At 41.0% G+C, this 19155-nt stretch carries 12 protein-coding genes and 2 pseudogenes; 1 reads left to right on the top strand and 13 read right to left on the bottom strand.

What is annotated here, in order from left to right; genetic code table 11:
* Positions 1–9: 9 nt before the first annotated feature.
* The 7 genes and pseudogenes from folC to fabB all read right to left on the bottom strand — a co-directional run bounded on the left by folC (position 10) and on the right by fabB (position 10615).
* On the bottom strand, positions 10–1290 hold the full coding sequence (gene folC, locus N4T56_RS11820; RefSeq protein WP_261733359.1) for a bifunctional tetrahydrofolate synthase/dihydrofolate synthase: 1281 nt from the start codon (positions 1288–1290) through the stop codon (positions 10–12).
* 235 nt (positions 1291–1525) lie between these two features.
* Positions 1526–2312 (bottom strand): annotated as a pseudogene (gene truA, locus N4T56_RS11825) (tRNA pseudouridine(38-40) synthase TruA).
* A gap of 155 nt (positions 2313–2467) precedes the next feature.
* Complete coding sequence (locus N4T56_RS11830; protein WP_261733361.1) at positions 2468–5161, bottom strand: FimV/HubP family polar landmark protein; 2694 nt, start codon at positions 5159–5161, stop codon at positions 2468–2470.
* A gap of 9 nt (positions 5162–5170) precedes the next feature.
* On the bottom strand, positions 5171–6388 hold the full coding sequence (locus N4T56_RS11835; protein WP_261733362.1) for a FimV/HubP family polar landmark protein: 1218 nt from the start codon (positions 6386–6388) through the stop codon (positions 5171–5173).
* Positions 6389–6661: 273 nt separating this feature from the next.
* Positions 6662–7678: an aspartate-semialdehyde dehydrogenase gene (locus tag N4T56_RS11840; RefSeq protein ID WP_261733363.1), complete on the bottom strand. Its 1017-nt coding sequence runs from the start codon at positions 7676–7678 to the stop codon at positions 6662–6664.
* 177 nt (positions 7679–7855) lie between these two features.
* Positions 7856–8983, bottom strand: coding sequence for a 4-phosphoerythronate dehydrogenase (locus N4T56_RS11845; RefSeq protein WP_261733364.1), 1128 nt, complete (start codon positions 8981–8983; stop codon positions 7856–7858).
* 417 nt (positions 8984–9400) lie between these two features.
* Positions 9401–10615 (bottom strand): beta-ketoacyl-ACP synthase I, encoded by a 1215-nt coding sequence (fabB, locus tag N4T56_RS11850; RefSeq protein WP_261734812.1) that lies wholly within the window; start codon positions 10613–10615, stop codon positions 9401–9403.
* A gap of 261 nt (positions 10616–10876) precedes the next feature.
* On the opposite strand from fabB, the pseudogene mnmC reads away from it, so the two are divergent.
* Positions 10877–12822 (top strand): annotated as a pseudogene (gene mnmC, locus N4T56_RS22760) (FAD-dependent 5-carboxymethylaminomethyl-2-thiouridine(34) oxidoreductase MnmC).
* Between the two features lie 210 nt (positions 12823–13032).
* Here the strand turns inward: mnmC and N4T56_RS11865 are convergent.
* From N4T56_RS11865 to N4T56_RS11890, 6 genes are all read right to left on the bottom strand, one after another.
* A complete protein-coding gene (locus N4T56_RS11865; RefSeq protein ID WP_261733366.1) occupies positions 13033–14103 on the bottom strand; it encodes an SGNH hydrolase domain-containing protein in 1071 nt (356 codons plus the stop codon).
* A gap of 141 nt (positions 14104–14244) precedes the next feature.
* Entirely contained in the window at positions 14245–14532 is a 288-nt protein-coding gene (locus tag N4T56_RS11870) for a hypothetical protein (protein ID WP_261733367.1), read from the bottom strand.
* Between the two features lie 145 nt (positions 14533–14677).
* Positions 14678–14950, bottom strand: a complete 273-nt coding sequence (locus N4T56_RS11875; RefSeq protein ID WP_315903042.1) for an acyltransferase family protein — start codon at positions 14948–14950, stop codon at positions 14678–14680.
* An 813-nt stretch (positions 14951–15763) separates the two neighbouring features.
* Positions 15764–16654, bottom strand: a complete 891-nt coding sequence (gene galU / locus N4T56_RS11880; RefSeq protein ID WP_261733368.1) for a UTP--glucose-1-phosphate uridylyltransferase GalU — start codon at positions 16652–16654, stop codon at positions 15764–15766.
* 442 nt (positions 16655–17096) lie between these two features.
* Positions 17097–18386, bottom strand: coding sequence for an O-antigen ligase family protein (locus N4T56_RS11885; RefSeq protein WP_261733369.1), 1290 nt, complete (start codon positions 18384–18386; stop codon positions 17097–17099).
* Positions 18387–18447: 61 nt separating this feature from the next.
* On the bottom strand, positions 18448–19152 hold the full coding sequence (locus tag N4T56_RS11890; RefSeq protein WP_261733370.1) for a hypothetical protein: 705 nt from the start codon (positions 19150–19152) through the stop codon (positions 18448–18450).
* Positions 19153–19155: the final 3 nt, after the last annotated feature.

A 19155-nucleotide genomic window follows, 5' to 3' on the forward strand; every position in this document is an offset into this window, starting at 1 on the left:
TTAAAAAAATTAACCTAAGTACGATTTAACGCCCGCAACAGTATAAAAAGAACCGAACACAATAACCACATCGTCTTCATTTATGTCTTTTTGTACGCCGTGCCACGCGTTGCTCATATCTTGATATTGTTGTGCGTTTTGTTGGCTCGCCTGTGGCAATGCATCATATAGCAATTGCGCCGATGCCCCACGAGGGTTATCTAAACTCACTAGATTCCACTGGTTAATGTGCGGTGCAAGTGTCTCTATCACCGCGTTAATATCTTTATCTTTTAACATGCCACACACAGCGACAATTCGTTTGCCTTGATAGGCCTGTAACTGGTTGGCTAAATAACGAGCGGCATGTGGGTTATGGGCAACATCCAGTAAAACTATTGGTTGCTGACTCACTTGCTCTAAGCGCCCTGCGAGTTTGGCGTTGGCTAAACCATCGGCAATTTGCTGCTCTGTGATCTGCGGCCAGATCTGGCTGACTAACGCCACCACACTGGCGGCGTTGGGCAAGGGCAAGCTAGGCACAGGCAAACCTAAATAGTTGTTTTGCGCTGATGTAAAATCCCACTGTGCAGAGTTGGTATCAGACACTTGATAGTTAAACTCATAACCCACGCGATACAAATTAGTATGCATATACTCGGCATAGTCTTTAACTGATTTAGGTAAGTCTGGTTCGCCCACTACGGCAAGGCAATGTTGCCTAAATACCCCGGCTTTTTCACGGCCAACCAGCTCGCGACTGTCTCCAAGATACTCTTGATGATCAAGATCTATTGAGGTCAAGATCACAGCTGTTGAATCAATAATGTTAGTGGCATCTAAACGCCCACCTAAACCCACTTCAAGAATTGCCACATCTACGTTTGCGGCTTTAAACAAATACAAACCGGCGAGTGTCGCGTATTCAAAAAAAGTCAGTGAAATATCAGCACGCGCCGCTTCAATGGCACAAAATGCTTCGATAAGTGATGCATCACTAGCATCTTGCTGGTTAATTCGCACCCGTTCGTTATAACGTAATAAATGCGGTGAGCTATATACCCCAACAGACAGACCAGACTGACGTAAAATAGACTCTAACATCGCACAGCTTGTGCCTTTACCATTAGTACCGGCAACGGTAATCACTTTACTTGGGGCTAAAGATAATAAATCTAACCGTTTAGCGACCTTATCAACCCGGGTTAATCCCATGTCGATTTCGGTTGGATGAATAGCCAGTAAATAGTCTAGCCATTGCGCTAGGTTAGCATCTTGCTCTGGGACATTGACTTCATTGATGGTCGACATATATAAATACCATTTAAACTCTACTGACGCGTTACCTGTTTAACCTTAACTCAGGTTAAGAGATGGGGTAAATAAGCCAAAATAACAAAATTTGGCTTATTATAACTTAATGAGTCAATTACGTTGCGAGTCTTATTCATCACAAGGTTAATTGATTTTTATTGTCGATATTGTGTCACAGTTTATACAACAAAAGCAGGTTAGTTATACGTTTATTTAGCTAATTAACAATGGTTTAATCCAGCATAAATAATGTACTCTAGTGCCAGTTTAGGCAGTTGATATTGCTCAGGGTACGTCACATCAACTAAATATAAGCCATTAGGCTTGGCCGTTGCAGCGGCTTGATTACGATCTTTAAGTGCCAGTAACTCAGTTATCCACTCAATCGGTTTATTGCCTAGGCCAACTTCAAGCAACGAGCCCACAATGTTACGCACCATATGGTGTAAAAATGCATTGGCTTGAATATCTACCATCACATACATGCCTTGGCGGGTAACGGTGACGTTATGCACGTTACGAAACGGCGTATTGGATTGGCACTGAATGGCGCGAAAACTGGTAAAGTCGTTTTCGCCTAACAATAATTGTGCAGCCTGGTGCATTAAGGTTTCATCAATATCACCATGATAATGACTCACACCTGAGCGTAATATCCCAGGGCGTAATTGATGATTGTAAATCACATAGCGATAACGGCGGGCAGTAGCGCTAAAGCGCGCATGAAAACTGTCGTCAACCTCTTTTACCCAGCGCACGGCTATTGTGTCGGGCAAATTAGCATTAATGCCTAATGTCCATGCGGTTAATGGACGCTTGGCGGTAGTGTCAAAATGCACAACCTGGCCTGTGCCGTGGACACCAGAATCGGTTCTGCCGGCACAAAAGACTTCTATTGATTCATTTGCCACATAGGATAATGCTTTTTCAAGCTGAGCTTGCACTGAAACGACATCGGCCTGGCGCTGCCATCCGAAAAAACCACTACCATCATATTCAATACCTAACGCAACTCGCATTTCAATTTCCTCAGCAATTTAATGGCGCGAAGTTTATATCAATTTGATCCATTTTGTAATGACTTGGCACGAGTCATCGCATTCGAGATGGTAGTTATGTTTGCAATAAAAAAACGGTGCATACATTTGCACCGTTTTTATGGCTTAAAAGCTGATTAAAATCCTTTTAACAACGAGGCCGCCTCTGCCTTTTGGCGATCATTACCATCAATTTGCACTTCTTTTAACAAGGCTTTAGCACTGTCTTGATCTTCAATTTCAATGTAAGCGCGGGCGAGGTCTAACTTAGCATTCACTGAGTTTTCTTCGTCATCGACATCAACCATATCCGCGTTGCCAATTAATGAGTTAACTTCACCGACATCAACATCTACGTCTTTATACTGATCGGTTTTATCAATATTTTCATCGGCATCATTAAGCAACTTATCAATATCGATATAACCGTTTTCGCGCTCAAAACTCATTAAGTCGTCATCGCTGACGTTATATTGAGCTGATTTACTGCGCTCATTTTCGTCTAACGCGGCAAGTGCTTCGTCGACAGTGAGGTTGTCATCATTGAGAAGATAATCATCTTCAGAGGTATAGTTATCGCCGTCATCTTCAGTTAACGACTGTGAAAACGCTGCTAATAAATCATCATCACTGACTGTCGGTTGCGGCTCTTGCTCATCAACGGCTGTTTCTGCAGCCTTGAGTAAGTCGCTTTCCCAATCAAGCATTGCAGGTTTAGGTTTATTGGCTTTTAAATCATTAAAGAAACCAGAGTCTTTATTCGCTTTGCCCCCTGTATTTGGGGTAGATTCATCATCTTGTGCATCATCATCTAACGACAGACTGACATCGTCATCACCCATTGAGGCCAGCAATGCATTTAGCTCATCTTCTGCATCTTCGTCGCTGATGTCATCCATTAAAGGCGCATCTAAGTCTTCGGCTTCTAGACTAAACTCTAATTCATCGTCTGATGCTTCTGTGCCATCATTGACAATAGTATCATCCGTTTTAGCATCAGTTTCGTCAGCAGACTCAGTCGAATTGCTTTCTACCAATAACGCATCTAAACCTGGGTCAAAAAAGGTTTTGTCATGCTCAGCGTCAGCTTGACTACGTGAGTTGTCTAAATCACTTAAGTATTCATCAAGCTCGTTAAATAAGTCCTGGTCGTCAACATCACTTGAATCATCTACTTCATTTGGGTCAATGGTCTGTGTGGCGTCGTCTTGCTCATCAAGATTTAATTCTGGCGCGATTTCAGGTTCATCGAAGCTGGCAAGCAGTGCATCAATGTCTTCATCACTGCTTTCAGTCACATCGGCAGATATTGTCGCATCATCGTCGATATCGTCTAACTCATCTGCAATTTGTGCGGTAATATCATCTTCGTCATCGTCTTGCTCAAAACCTGCGAGTAAGGCATCGATGTCATCATCGCCTGAAGAGAGTGTTTCAGTATCATCAGACTCATCGGCTAATTCAGCTGCAATTTGCTCAGATAAATCTTCACTCTTATCATCTACTGGTGCCTCTTCAGCTGTGCTGATATCGGCCACACTAGAGTCAATAACGGGCTCATTTAAACTTGCCAGTAACGCATCAATGTCCTGGTCATCTGCCTCTGTGCTTTCTTCAATATCATCTTCATCTTGAAGCTCTGCCGCAATTAACGCCGCAATATCGTCTTGCTCATTCACGGTTTCACTATTTAACGCTTGTGCAGCGTCTTCATCTGGGCTTGCTTCTAATTCAGCGAGTAATGCATCGATATCATCATCACTGGTTTCGTCATCACTATCATCAATTTCAAGTTCTGCCAGTAGCTCATCACGGTCAGATGTCTCTGTCATCTCGTCAGTTTCTGATGAGACTTCGCTTTCTGGTTCGGCGTCAGTGTCTGCTGGCATATCAAATTCAGCTAACAACGAATCGATGGCGTCATCGGCTGCAACATTTGAATCATCATCAGATTCTTCAGCGGATTCTTCATCTAAGTCTTGGCTAAATTCTGGTTCATCATCAGTCTCTTTGGCTTGCTCTGTCTCAGTTTCTGCTGACATATCGAATTCAGCTAACAACGAGTCGATGTCGTCATCGTTTGCAACATTTGAATCATCATCAGATTCTTCAACGGATTCTTCATTTAAGTCTTCGCTAGATTCTGGTTCATCATCAGTCTCTTTGGCTTGCTCTGTCTCAGCTTCTGCTGGCATATCGAATTCAGCTAACAACGAGTCAATGTCGTCATCGTTTGCAACATTTGAATCATCATCAGATTCTTCAGCGGATTCTTCATTTAAGTCTTCGCTAGATTCTGGTTCATCATCAGTCTCTTTGGCTTGCTCTGTCTCAGTTTCTGCTGGCATATCGAATTCAGCTAACAACGAGTCAATGTCTTCATCGGCTGCAACATTTGAATCATCATCAGATTCTTCAGCTGATTCTTCATTTAAGTCTTCGCTAGATTCTGGTTCATCATCAGTCTCTTTGGCTTGCTCTGTCTCAGTTTCTGCCGGCATATCGAATTCAGCTAACAACGAGTCAATGTCGTCATCGTTTGATAGTGACTCATCAACGGCCTCAGGTTGCTCATCTACAGCAGACTCTTCGGTTTCTGGCGGCATATCAAATTCAGCTAACAGCGAATCAATATCATTTTCTGCAGAATCATCTAATTCGTCATTATTATTTGTACTACCATCATCGAGATCAGCTAATAAGCTGTCCAAATCATCTTCTGGGGCAACAGACGAAACGGTTGAGGCGGGTAAGTCATCTAATCCGGCTAATAGGCTGTCTAAATCATCATCGTCATCGAGCGGCTCCAGTTCAGAGTCTTGCTCTTCCATGGCTTCGACTCATAAGTCATCTAAAGACGAGCCTTCATCATCGTCGGTGTCTTCACCCACGAACATTTCAGACGCCATGTCCATTTCACTGTCGTCCGCCATTGAGGCTTCGGGTTGTAGTTCGGCACTGTCTAAATTTAATAAATCGTCAATGGACTCGTCGTCATCAGAATCTAAATGGATCACAACATCATCAGCGTTGTCTTCCTCATCTAGCGCTGCGGCAGTACCTGCTTGTTTCGCAACGGTTTCGGTTTGCTCGTTTGATGTAATTTCATTTTCGGTCTGTTGTGCGGCTTTTTTACGACGAGTTAATAACCAAAAAATAAGCCCAAACAGTAATAATAACGGCACCGAAGCAGCCACAATCAACAGCATGGTGTTGTCTGTTAAGCTGCGCCAAAAATCTGCGGGGGCTTCTACTACAGGTTCTTTATTATCAACTTGTTGTAATAGTTTTTCGTACTCGATTCTTAATTTATCGTGTTTCTCGCTTAGCAGTTGTAAGTCTTCTTCAAGCGATGAAATGTTTAACGACATCTGCTCAATTTTATTTTTAAGCACTTGATTGTCATTGTTACTGACCATTAATTCGTCTTGCGCACGGGCAAGCTCGTCAGTCAACATCAAGGTTTTAGCATTCGCTTTGTCTAGCACGCTATTGAGATCGTTAACTTCTGCAGCATTGGCTTGTTTTAATGCTTGAGTTTGCACTTCAACTGCGGGTGTTTTTTGCACTATTTGCAGCGGTTTATCCGCATTAGGCTTTTTAACGACTTCAACGATTGCAGAAGGTTTAGTGACAACGGGCTGTGGGGGAACTGGAGCTGGACGACTTATTTGGCGGTCATCTTGTTCGGCGCGACGACGTGCAACACTGTCTGGAATAGCGGCCATCACCTCGGCAGACGGGATTAATAAAATCATCCCTCGTTCGAGTGTGTTGTAGTTATTGCCACTGAACGCATGGGGATTGGCGTCGAATAATGCTGCCATCACCTGGTAAACGCTCACGCGATCATTGAGCCTAACTTTTTGAGCAATACTCCAAAAGGTGTCTCTTGACGTTGTTGGACCATACTGGCGCTTAGCTTGCTGCTTAACCTCGCCATTTGGACCCGTTATGTTCAATGTTTCAGCATGTGCAGAATCAATCAACTGTAAACTGGTGAAACCAACGGTGGTACAGGCAATTAAACCCAGAATATAAGAAGTACGCAAAGTCATCCAATCCTTCCCTTTAAGCGCAATTGAGTTGCCATCTTGGCAACAGGCTGTAGGCAATTTTTATCGTTAATTATATCAAATCACATCGGTTTTACGCTAACTTTTGCACTTAAAAAGGCAGTATAGATGTTAAGAATGATACATTTACGACTATAAACTAGTTCCGCAAGCCCTGCTACTACTGGCGCAAGTAAAACAAAAAAGCCTGCTAGCTGCAGGCTTTTTAAACTAAATCACTTATTGATTAATGAATTAACCTTGAGCAAAGCTCAATTAATAGTAATCTCTAATCAAAATTTCAGCGATTTGCACACTGTTTAATGCCGCACCCTTACGAATGTTATCGGCAGTAACCCATAAATTTATACCGTGCGAATGAGAAATATCTTTACGGATACGGCCTACATATACTGGATCATTGCCCGCAGCTTCAGTCACAGCTGTTGGGTATTCGTCATCGCTTTCAAACAACTCGACACCTGGCGCATTACGAAGAATAGCTTTAACGTCTTCTGCATCAACAGGTTGAAGTGTTTCAATATGAATCGCTTCTGAATGACCATAAAACACAGGTACACGCACTGCAGTTGGGTTAACAACAATTTCGTCATCACCAAAAATCTTTTGCGTTTCCCACACCATTTTCATTTCTTCTTTGGTGTAGCCATTTTCCATAAACACATCAATTTGCGGTAATACGTTGAACGCAATTTGTTTTGGATAAACAGACGGCTCTGCAGGTAAACCTTGTAGTAATTTAGCGCATTGACCTGCTAATTCTTCAATGGCTTTTTTACCGGTACCCGACACAGACTGATAAGTCGCAACATTAATGCGCGAAATACCAAACGCATCATAAATTGGCTTTAGTGCAACCAACATTTGAATGGTTGAACAGTTTGGGTTAGCAATAATGTTGCGGTTACGAAAATCTGCAATTGCTTCTGGGTTAACTTCTGGTACCACTAATGGCACGTCGATGTCATAACGATAATGTGAAGTGTTGTCGATAACCACACAACCCGCATCGCCAGCAATTGGTGCCCATTTAGCAGACACATCGCCACCTGCAGAGAAGAAACCAATTTGAGCCTGGCTCCAGTCAAACGTTTCTACGTCAAGAATTTCTACTTGTTTACCGTGAAAACTGACCGTTTCGCCAGCACTGCGACTGCTCGCTAATGGAAACAACTTAGCAACCGGGAAATTACGCTGCTCGAGGATCTCAATCATAGTTTGACCCACTGCGCCCGATGCACCTAAAACGACTACATTAAATTCCTGAGACATAATTAACGCTCGACTCCTATTATCCTGTTTGAGCAATCAATCTACCCTAGTTTCGCTGTGCTTTACTAGGGTTAATGTATTAAAAAAGTCGGCTTTCAAGTGATTTTTTCTCAACTGGGCAAAAAAGCGTACTTTTATCATTATCATGCCCATTTATCGTAGCCAAAAACAGTGTAATTAATTAAAACCTAATGTACGTAACATCGAATGATCTGCTGGAGTCGCCAAAGTTTCACTTTTAAGTGTAATGGCACTGTACTCACGACGATAGGTATGGTTTTTACGCATTTGATCAAAGCCTGTTGTCGTGGCAAAACAGCCTCTAAACTTTCTATCATCATCACGTAAGTCATATACCAGGCGCGACAAAGTTAATAGCTGCCCTTCACTCAATTCATTTTGACGATAAACTTGGTTAAATTGAAATGGCGGCAGCAAGCTGGTTAACGATTTATTCGCCTCCAGTCCTAACACTTCACACAGTTTTTGATACAACATAAAGGTACCGCGGGCTTTGCCTTCTAGGCTGTAACCTGCAATGTGCGGGGTAGCAAACTCAGCTAAAGCCACTAACTCAGCCATAGGGTTGGGTTCGCCTTCCCATACATCAAGCACCAGTTTGACATCGTCTCGTTGTTGCTTAAACGCAATTAGCGCGCGATTATCTATCACTTCACCACGGCAGCAATTTAACAACCAGGTATTAGGTCTTAGTTGATTTAAACGTGCCTCATCAAATAAATACCAGGTTTTATGCTCACCACCTTTAGTAATGGGCACATGTAAACTAATAATATCGGCTTGAGCGATTAAACTGTCCAGTGACACAAACTCTCTGCTATCGCCTTGTTCTGCTTTAACTGGGTCGCACAGCATTACCTTTAGGCCATAAGCCTCTAAGCATTTGGCTGCGGCAGTGCCAGTATTGCCAGCACCAACAATCCCCACCACTTTGCCTTGTAGGTTTTCACCAAAACGTTGAGCCAACTCTAGCATCGCAATAAATGCATACTCCCCCACGGCAGTGGCATTGCATCCTGGCGCATTAGTGAAAGGGATTTTTCGTGCAGCGAGGTAATCGACGGCAACATGGTCAGTACCAATAGTGGCACTACCCACAAATTTAAGCTTTTGTGCATTATCAAGCAATGCCGCATTAACCTTAGTTACCGAGCGCACTAACAACACATCAGCATCACTCACCTGTTCAGCGGTTAAATTACGGCCATTAACATATTCAATCTCACCGAGGTCGCCAAACAAGGCATCAACATACGGCATGTTTTCATCAGCAATTATTTTCATTCGGGTATCTTATTGTTAGCGAATTTAACGACTACACATCGCATTTTTATGCGCCGTATCTTATACCAAAGCCAACAAAGGAACGAGAAAAACCAGCACAATTTTACAATGGCAAATGGCTTAAAAAGTAACAAGATCGCTGCGCAGCAAGTGACAAGGTCGGACTTCGTCCTGCAAGCAAAGACATACCCGCAAAATCAACACCTGGATCCCGGCTTTAAAATCGTTACCGGGACGACAGACGAAACAACCTAGAATCTAAAACCTAGGACCTCGCCCTTAGCCCCTAGCAGGACGAAGTCGACTCTCTGGCGAGCTTGCGAGTTCCTAGAACCTAGCTCCTAGATGTTAAAAAGCCAGCGTTGTTTCCAATGCTGGCTTTGTTAAGATTTAGCAGTCTATGCTGCTAGCACCTGATTATGCTTTGTATTTACGCATCACTAGTGTGGCGTTAGTACCACCAAAACCGAAGCTGTTGCTCATTATGGTGTTAAGCTCTGCCTCACGCATTTCTTGTACAATTGGCATACCTGCCGCTTTTTCATCAACGTTGTCGATGTTAATGCTTGGCGCAATAAAGCTGCTTTCCATCATGATCATGCTGTAAATGGCTTCATGCACACCTGCTGCACCTAATGCGTGACCCGTTAAAGACTTGGTCGATGCAATAGCCGGTACGTTGTCACCAAACACTTCACGCAAAGCTTCAAGCTCACGCATGTCACCAACAGGTGTTGATGTACCATGAGTGTTAATATAATCAATTGGCGCATCAACATCAGCAAGTGCCATTTGCATACAGCGTACAGCACCTTCACCAGACGGAGCAACCATGTCATAGCCATCTGAAGATGCACCATAACCAATGATTTCAGCATAAATTTTTGCACCACGTGCTAAAGCATGCTCTAACTCTTCAACTACAACGATACCGCCGCCGCCAGAGATAACAAAACCATCACGGTCGGCATCATAAGTACGTGACGCTTTTTCTGGAGTGTCATTATACTTAGTTGATAACGCGCCCATTGCATCAAAGCCCATGGTTAGCGTCCAATCAACTTCTTCTGCACCACCAGCAAATACCATGTCTTGCTTACCCATTTGAATAAGCTCAACAGCATGGCCGATACAGTGTGCCGAAGTTGCACAAGCAGAACTAATTGAATAGTTCACACCTTTAATTTTAAATGGAGTGGCTAAACATGCACTCGCGGTACTGGCCATAATACGTGGCACAATATAGGATTCAACACGTTTAACGCCTTTTTCGCGTAGCGTATCAGCAGCTTGAACCTGGTTTTTAGACGACGCACCACCCGTACCAGCAACTAGGCCAACACGGAAATTAGAATATTGTTCTTCAGTTAAGTTAGCGTCAGCAATCGCTTCTTGCATCGCAATGTATGCATAAGCGGCGGCATCACCCATAAAGCGAAGTGCTTTACGATCAATGTGGTCAGCTGGGTTAATTTTAATATCACCCCAAACAGTGCTGCGTAACTTCATTTCTTCGAACTGCGCTGAGTGAGTAATACCGCTACGACCCGCTTTAAGCGACTCTGTTACTTCTTGCTTGTTATTACCAATACTTGAAACAACACCCATTCCGGTGATCACAACTCTTTTCATTTTTTTGCTATCCATTTGGTACATGTCGGTACTTAATTGCGGCAATAATAGCTGGTTTGAAGCAATTAAGTGGTCAGCTTTCCATAAACGCAGGTAAAATAATGCCAAGTTATGTGGCCTGAGTAAAATATTTTGAATAAAACCACTTTGTTATCTGCGTTACACAATCAACAAACTAAGCACAAAAGCCAATTGTTGGGCGATAATAGCGATTACCAAAATCAATACTATCAGTCAGTACAGCAGTATATAGACACTGTATTGCAAACCAGTGACGGTCAAACCATTGCACATAACCAAGATAATTTACTCACGCTTGGCCAGTTAGGTATTGCCGATGCCCATGAAATATTATTGTTACAAGCGGCAATCCACAAAACGCCTCAATTAAGTGTCCACCTTATTGTTATTGCAAATCAATCTATCAATCGACAACAGCTGCAAAAAAAGTGGCAACAACAAGGGCTGTTAAACGTCAAGCACCCATTAATGCCATACGCCAGTGCACTGCTTAATGCAGAACTCGCCGCCATCGATGGTTGTCAGCGTTTAACACTCAATAACACTCGGCTAATGATTGATGTGTATTATGGCGAACCGCTCAAACAACTTAAACGCGTTGCCACGCCATGCAAACAACGCATTCATCATTGGTTTGCCTTACCCTGTACGAGCCAACCAAACCAAGTAGATCACTATTTTAATCAAACCGTGTTATGGCAATATGCTCGATTCAGCAGTGATAACGCCAGTTTTTACAGAGCGTCAACAACAACCGAAGACACCAGCGCAAACACAATCGATAAGCAATTAACCCTTTGCGGCTTTAATACTATTTTAGCAGAAATACCAACAAGCATTGATGATATTGCAATGGCAGAGCGGCAAGCGATGAGGCAACACCTTAATCAACAATTTGCTTATAACCCCTTGCCATCAACAATCGAAAAAGATGATGCGATTGCCATCATTGGCGGTGGCATTGCCGCAACAAGCCTTGCCTTATCGTTAGCACAACGAGGCAAAAACAGTATTATTTACTGCAAAGATGCACAGCTAGGCCAGGGCGCATCAGGTAATAAACAAGGTGCAATCTACCCGTTACTCACACCAGAAAATGACCCATTAAGCCAGTTTTTTCAGCAAGCGTTTTTATTCAGCCGCCGTCAAATTGAGTCGTTAGTTGATGACGGCTTTCACATTGGCCATCAATGGTGTGGGGTACTGCACACAGGGTTCGACGAGCGCAGCGAAACAAGATTAACCAAAATCATAAATGGCCAGCACTGGCCAGCCGAAATCGCGACAGCCGTTAATGCCAAACAGGCAAGCCAAATCGCCAATCTCGATATTGATAAATCAGGGTTTTATTATCCGCTAGGCGGGTGGGTCTGCCCGTTTGAATTTGCACAAGCCGCTATCGCCAAAGCGCAAACCTTAGCTAACGTTACTGTTGTTTATAATAGCCATATCAACGAGATAAAATCATGCGCCACAAGGTTGGGCACTCTATTCCAATAAAAATGAGCCCGCCATTGCAACCCATCAACAACTTGTTTTGGCATCGGGCGCTCACATTACCGACTTATTACAAACAAAACAGTTGCAAATTAGCGGTTTTAGAGGTCAAGTCAGCCATATACCCGCGCAAGGTGAACTGGCGCAACTTGCCACAGTAATATGTGCAAACGGCTACTTAACACCACAACACAACAAGCAACACTGTGTAGGTGCAAGTTATGTTAAAGATCCACAGCACCTTAATTTTTGCCCACAAGAGCAACACGAAAACAGCCTAAAGATGAAGCAAAGCTTCCCTCATTCAAACTGGCCAAACGATATTGATGTTTCAAACAGCGATGCCAGAGTTGGCGTAAGAATGGTCAGCCGCGACCACTTCCCAGTAATGGGCTGCGCAACCGATGTAGATGAGTTATTTAAGCGATATGCTATTCAGCAACAATCAAAAGACAAACCAAGCCAATGGCAACGTTACTGGCAAACCACACCAGCACCTATATATGAAGGGTTATACGTACTCGGCGGCCTCGGCTCCCGTGGCCTAAGCTCATGGCTCACTCGTTGCCGAATGTTTAGCCGCAAATCTCTGCGGCCAACTGTCACCTGTTAATCTGGAGCTACAAGCCCTACTCAGCCCTAACAGAATGTGGCTACGCAAGTTATTAAAAGGCAAAGCATTGATGTAAGCACGATGGACGGATAGAGCATTTATTTTGAAGAACTTAATGGGCTAAATATTAATAGTTACGTTTTGAATACTATAATTAGTGCAATATTACTACACTAAAAATGATTAACAATGCTAAAAAAGAGGTTGCTAATACACCACTATGCTAATTCCAAGCCTAATTATGTCATTTCATATTTACATTCAATATATTTGTTATGGACTAGATTCAATTAAAATCAAACTTGTCCATAACATTCTGATATTCAGCATTTTTCATAAAATATTTTGCAGAATACTTAGATCCTAAAATAGAAATATGACCACCATCTAAACTGTACGGAACACTAATCCCATTGACTAAGAATTTATTATCTTTACTGTAAATAATATCTCTACCGACATAAGTAACATTTTTATAATTAGAAGCTATTGCTTTTAAAAGTAAATTTGCTTCTGCATTTATTGCATCCTTACTAGGAATAGTATTAATCGATAATGGGATATCAAAATAAATGCTTTTGTAGAAATTTGACAATGGGTTTTTCTTATATCGATATGGCGAAGCCATTATAAAAACATTAATATCAAGTTGTGAAGCCTTATCTATTACAGCAATGACATCTTCAAACTGCCCCATGTCTAATACAGTATCCCATGATCCTGCAAAGATAATATTTCTATAATCACGCATATTCTCATTTAGGAATTCTCGATTGAGCAAGCACTGTTGATATGCCAAATGCGTTTTAGAACCTGTGAAATTATTAGTTAAAGATGGCACACACCAGTTAGTAGAAATTGATTGGAATGATTGATTATTAGATTTAAATATTTCATCCCAAAATGGTTCGTTATGCCCTGCATAAGAATCGCCGAAAAGCAAAGTTAAAGGCCTTTTACTTTTATCACCTAAATAACATTCTGCACCAGAAGCAGCATCAACAAAATCAGAACCAGCTGTAAATGAATAAAAACAATATCCATTACCCCTTGAAGGCATGACAAGTTGTTTATTTATTTTTTTAACAGTTTTCGCTGAATTTACTGGAAAAAGGAACCGAGAACTTAGGCCATCGCCGTAAAAAACAATACTTCCTAAAAATATAATAATTAAAGCAATATAGGCAGGGATACATTTAAAAAGGTGAATCAGTCTACTTACAACCAACTCAAATTTAATTTTCTCAATATATCTATGACTTAAAAAACCTAGAAAAAAGATAGAAACAAAGCTAAAAAAACAAATGCATAACTTAGAGAGTAATAATAAATAGCCACGACCAAAGGCCAGTGCCATAAGTAAATTGAATACGACCACATTCCGATTTTCTGAATAAAAAAACTACCTGTAATTAGACTATCATCTCTTTGTGCTAAAATAATTAAAAAAGTACCTAAAACAGGGAATAACGCTAAATGCCCTGGCCAATAATTATCTTTAGATATTAAAAAAGAACCTAATATTAAAAAAACCGACTCTTTCAATTATTTTTTTCTTAACATCACAAACATTTACAGGATAAAGATAAGCAACGCCTCCAAACATCATCTCCCACGCCCGAGTTGGTAATAAAAAATATGATGCTTCTGGCCATTTATAAGTAGCAAAAACACAAAAAACAAATCCAACTACAGTACCAACTAAAACTAAGGCTTTAACTTTTTCAATAGAGAAAATTCTTTTAAACCTACTAAAAATAATGGATAAATTATATAAAACTGCCATTCAACCGACAAAGACCAAGTATGTAACAACCATTTATCATGAGAAGCTACATCAAAATAACCAGCTTCTTTCCAGTATATTATATTTGATGTAAAACTTAAGCTACTTACTACATGGTAACCTAAAGAACCATAATCTAAAGGAATCAAATGGAACCAACCAAAAAAAGTAATACAAAACAAAGTAAAGCTAGAGCGGGAACAATTCGGTTTGCTCTCGAAATATAAAACCTAATAATAGAGAATCTGTCACTTTCAATCCCTTTAAAAATAATTCCCGTCATTAAAAAACCAGAAATAACAAAAAAAACATCTACACCTGCAAATCCACCGGGCATCCAATTAGAATTAAAATGAAATAACACCACAGAAATAACAGCAAAAGCTCGCAAGCCATTTATATCGTTCCTAAACACCATAATTAACCCTTGAAAACTTAAATGCTACATTCATTTAATATTTTTTATAAAGGACATTACAATAAAGGTACCACATACTTTATAGTAATAAATCTAGAAGCTTCTACTGTTAAATACTCATAATAAAAAGTAAAAATTTCTTCACCTACTATAACCTTACAACTAAACTCATCCACATTAGATATTACATAAAAGTTCTATCATATTTATAAATGCAAAATCATTTCGTCGAGATTTAAGTTGTACTAAATAATCATTACTTTTGATGAGAGATTTAGTGAAAGATGAATCAGAAATAAACTCCTCACCAATATGTCATCGAACATAACTTGCGTGTAATGAGCAAGGGCTGATTCTAAGGGATCCCCACGAATTTAAAGCTTACCTGTGGTTCGCGTATAGAGCAGAGTAAGGTCGAGAGTATTTTTCGAACAAATTTAGGTCATTTAATAAACTTCCGTAGTTCGATAAATCTTCATCGTTAGGATGGTTTCTTGTTCTTTTACTTGCAGGTCAAACATAGAGTTCAAAAAGTAAGCACTCATGCGGTTGCCCTGTCACCATTGGCCACACCAAATTAACTACATTCAGCTTAAGTTATTGATTACACAAAATAAAATAGTTATTTCAATTAACCCCAGTAATACCTAAAAACCCGTTGTCTCGGTAACGCTTTCGAGCCGGGATCCAAGTGTTAACTTTAGGGCATTTGCATTTACTTGCAGAACGAAGTCCAACCTTGTCACTTGCAGCGCAAGCGACCTTGAATCTGTAAGCGAAGCATTCTGTAAACAGATATCCGCTTACTATGCTTTATCTATATTCTTCTAATAAACCTGCGAGTTCTTTCTTAAAGTCGCCGCCAAGCTTAGGGTCGCGTAACCCGTATTCAACAAAGGCTTTTAAGTAACCTAATTTGTCGCCACAATCGTGTGACTTACCTGTCATGTTAAAAGCTTCAACCGTGTCAGATTCAATCAACATATCAATAGCGTCTGTGAGCTGAATTTCATCACCAGCACCTGGTAATGTGCGCTCTAATAAGTCCCAAATTTTTTCAGACAATACATAACGACCGACAACAGCTAAATTTGATGGTGCTTTGCCTACTTCCGGTTTTTCAACCATGGTTAATATTTTGGTTGAGTCACCTGGGTTAATGGTTTCACCGCCACAATCAGCAATACCATATTTATGTACTTGGTCTTCTGGCACAGGTGCAACCATAATTTGGCTGGCTTGAGACTCACGATAGCGAATTAACATAGACGCTAAATTCTCAGTGCGTTGATCGGCTGAATATGAATCTAAAATCACATCAGGAAGTACAACCGCAAACGGATTATTACCAATACAAGGTTTGGCACATAATATAGCATGCCCTAACCCTTTAGCCTCACCTTGACGCACATGCATAATGGTCACGTTTTTAGGGCATATAGATTGCACTTCGTGTAATAACTGACGCTTAACACGCTTTTCTAACGTTGACTCGAGCTCATACGACTTATCAAAGTGGTTTTCGATGGCGTTTTTACTGGCATGAGTCACCAACACAATTTCTTTAATCCCGGCACTGACACATTCATCGACAATGTACTGAATAAGCGGTTTATCAACTAAAGGTAACATTTCTTTAGGAATGGCTTTAGTGGCAGGCAACATACGAGTACCTAAACCGGCAACGGGGATTACAACTTTCATAAACATCCTTATTTAGCGTGAGCTAATAGCAAAGTTAAAAAATAAAAGGTAAAAGTGACAAGTGACAAGTGACAAGTGACAAGTGACAAGTGACAAGTGACAAGTGACAAGTGACAAGTGACAAGTGACAAGCAAGTCAAATACAAGGTCAAAAAAAGTCAAGTGCAAATGCGACAAGAAACACCTGGCTTCCTGATAACAGATCTCAGGAATGACGAGCGGTAAAGAAACACGTCACATCAACACCGCCCATTACTTCGTCGTCCCGGTAACGCTTTTGAGCCGGGACCCAGGTGTTGCCTTTGCTCAGGTTTTTCTTGCAGGACGAAGTCCGACCTTGTGACTTGCAGCGCAGCGACCTTGATTCTTAAAAGAAACACCTAGATTCCTGCAAAACGACATTGCAGGAATGACAGCGAATGGGAACTCGCAAGCTCTGCGGCTATCTCACTCTTTTGTGTTTATCCGATGGCAAATATCGCACCAGCCAACACAAAGTTAAAATAGTTAAAAACAGCAAGGTATTGGCAGGTGATTGCAAATTAAAATCCACCGTACAATGGATTAGCATGTGCACAATGGCCATCGCACAGCCAAATGCAACACCTTTATAAAACTTATTGTTTCGTAAATACATGGTCTGGCATGCTAACCAAAATGCATACAGCACCCACAAGCCTAAAATAGCGGTCATCACCACACCATATTCAACGACAAACTGCACATATTCATTGTGGGCATGGTCGTAAAAACCTGAGTAAAACTGGGGTTGATACTGCGGGAAAACAGTATAAAAACTGCCACCACCAGTACCAGTTAATAAGTTATCATTTATGATGGGAATGCTGTCAATAACCACTTCATCGCGAGTTTCTGAACTAAAAGAAGTGTCTTCTAACCTTTGCTTTACTTTATCGACGCCAAAAATAGACCCTACGATAAGTAAATCTAAAATAAAAATACTGATAACTAATGGTTTAAACAATGTTGGAGGCCTGCGGTAGATAAACATCGATAACAGTGACACGACCCCAAGCGCAGTAAAAAAGCCTGCATTGCCCATGCGAGATCGACTCAAAATGAGACCGATCACCATAATGACAATAGCCAGTCGTAAAATGATTTTACGACTAAACAAAGTAGACAATAAGTCGATTAATTTTTGCCTAAAATCAGTATCAGACTTGCTAGTTTTAAGCTCAGACAACAGCCATCCAAAAGCGATGCTTAAACAAAGTGCAAGATAATTCGCAAAATGGTTTTGATACACAAATGAACCACGAGCCCTATCACCGTCGTGATAACCAAAAATAGGCGATGCTTCTAACTGCAGTAAATTTAACGTCGTACCATAAAAGGCCTGGAAACAACCAGATACAACAATCGCAATCAATAGCCAACGCAAGGCTTGTTGCTGGCGGCAATACTGGCTAATTAATAAAATAAACAACGTCAAACAAAAGGTTTTTAGTAACTGTTGTGCGGTTTGATATGGGTCAACAGTATCAATGGCCGGGATCCAATTAAGTAATTGAAAGCACAAATAAGCCAGCATTATGCCAGTGGGAACCAATAAGTGTTTTTGCCAATGGTAATACAACAAAAGGCAATTATGTTTATAACAGTAAGCAACATGAGCAAAAGCTAAGCATACAATCGCGAACTCTACAATCGCCAATGCCCAAATACGATTACTGCCTAACGGAATGGGAGCCATACAATTAATATACAAATCGCCACAATCATTATTTTGTCAAAAAGGTGATTAGTACCCCATGAGGTAGGATTCAGTTTCATTTGCGGCACAAATCCTGTTTTATCCATTGCTCATCACTAGCTGGATTGGCTGGCGTTGCATATTTCAAATAATTGCATACCACAGCCGTTAAATCATATTGTCTTGCCAATAACTTTAAATCCTTGCGCATACGCCAATTAGCAGCAGCTGTTTTTTTAGCTGTTGTAAACACCAATGATTTTTGCTCAACAGACAAATTAGGCCAAGATGCAAAACCGATTGCCAACACTTGATGAAACACCTCAGGCGTATACGAGCCATAAATCAATGCTTGCTCTAAATACGGCCATGCTTTACTCAAGTCTTGCTGAATAATAGCCAAGTTGTAAGCATAATCGCTATAGGCATTAGGCCAATTAGGCCGTTGTTGAATGGCATTTGAATACAAGAGGTTAAAGCTTTGATTGTTAGGTTGCGCCAAACTAGAAAAAACGCCCCACTCCATCACTTTCGCTAAGGTCAATAAATAATGGGGATTTTCGCTATCAATGGTATAAGCATAATCTGCAGCTAATAAGGCGTTCGAATACTGTAAAGATGTGGGATTGCCTGTTTGTTGCCATTTATCAATATAATATTTGGATTTAAAATGATAAGCACTCGCTAATCCTTTTTGCAGTAATATGGGTAATAAGCCCAACAACACGACCATGATTAACAGATAACCACCTCGCCTAACTGACAGATTAGCTTTAATCATCAA

It is taken from the genome of Shewanella phaeophyticola (assembly GCF_025398315.1).
Classification (GTDB): domain Bacteria; phylum Pseudomonadota; class Gammaproteobacteria; order Enterobacterales; family Shewanellaceae; genus Shewanella; species Shewanella phaeophyticola.

Bases quoted from the DNA above. Each gene is read 5' to 3' on its own strand.
- folC (WP_261733359.1), bottom strand. From the start codon at position 1,290: ATGTCGACCATCAATGAAGTCAATGTCCCAGAGCAAGATGCTAACCTA.
- N4T56_RS11830 (WP_261733361.1), bottom strand. From the start codon at position 5,161: ATGGAAGAGCAAGACTCTGAACTGGAGCCGCTCGATGACGATGATGAT.
- N4T56_RS11835 (WP_261733362.1), bottom strand. From the start codon at position 6,388: ATGACTTTGCGTACTTCTTATATTCTGGGTTTAATTGCCTGTACCACC.
- N4T56_RS11840 (WP_261733363.1), bottom strand. From the start codon at position 7,678: ATGTCTCAGGAATTTAATGTAGTCGTTTTAGGTGCATCGGGCGCAGTG.
- N4T56_RS11845 (WP_261733364.1), bottom strand. From the start codon at position 8,983: ATGAAAATAATTGCTGATGAAAACATGCCGTATGTTGATGCCTTGTTT.
- fabB (WP_261734812.1), bottom strand. From the start codon at position 10,615: ATGAAAAGAGTTGTGATCACCGGAATGGGTGTTGTTTCAAGTATTGGT.
- N4T56_RS11865 (WP_261733366.1), bottom strand. From the start codon at position 14,103: ATGGCACTGGCCTTTGGTCGTGGCTATTTATTATTACTCTCTAAGTTA.
- N4T56_RS11870 (WP_261733367.1), bottom strand. From the start codon at position 14,532: ATGGCAGTTTTATATAATTTATCCATTATTTTTAGTAGGTTTAAAAGA.
- N4T56_RS11875 (WP_315903042.1), bottom strand. From the start codon at position 14,950: ATGGTGTTTAGGAACGATATAAATGGCTTGCGAGCTTTTGCTGTTATT.
- galU (WP_261733368.1), bottom strand. From the start codon at position 16,654: ATGAAAGTTGTAATCCCCGTTGCCGGTTTAGGTACTCGTATGTTGCCT.
- N4T56_RS11890 (WP_261733370.1), bottom strand. From the start codon at position 19,152: ATGATTAAAGCTAATCTGTCAGTTAGGCGAGGTGGTTATCTGTTAATC.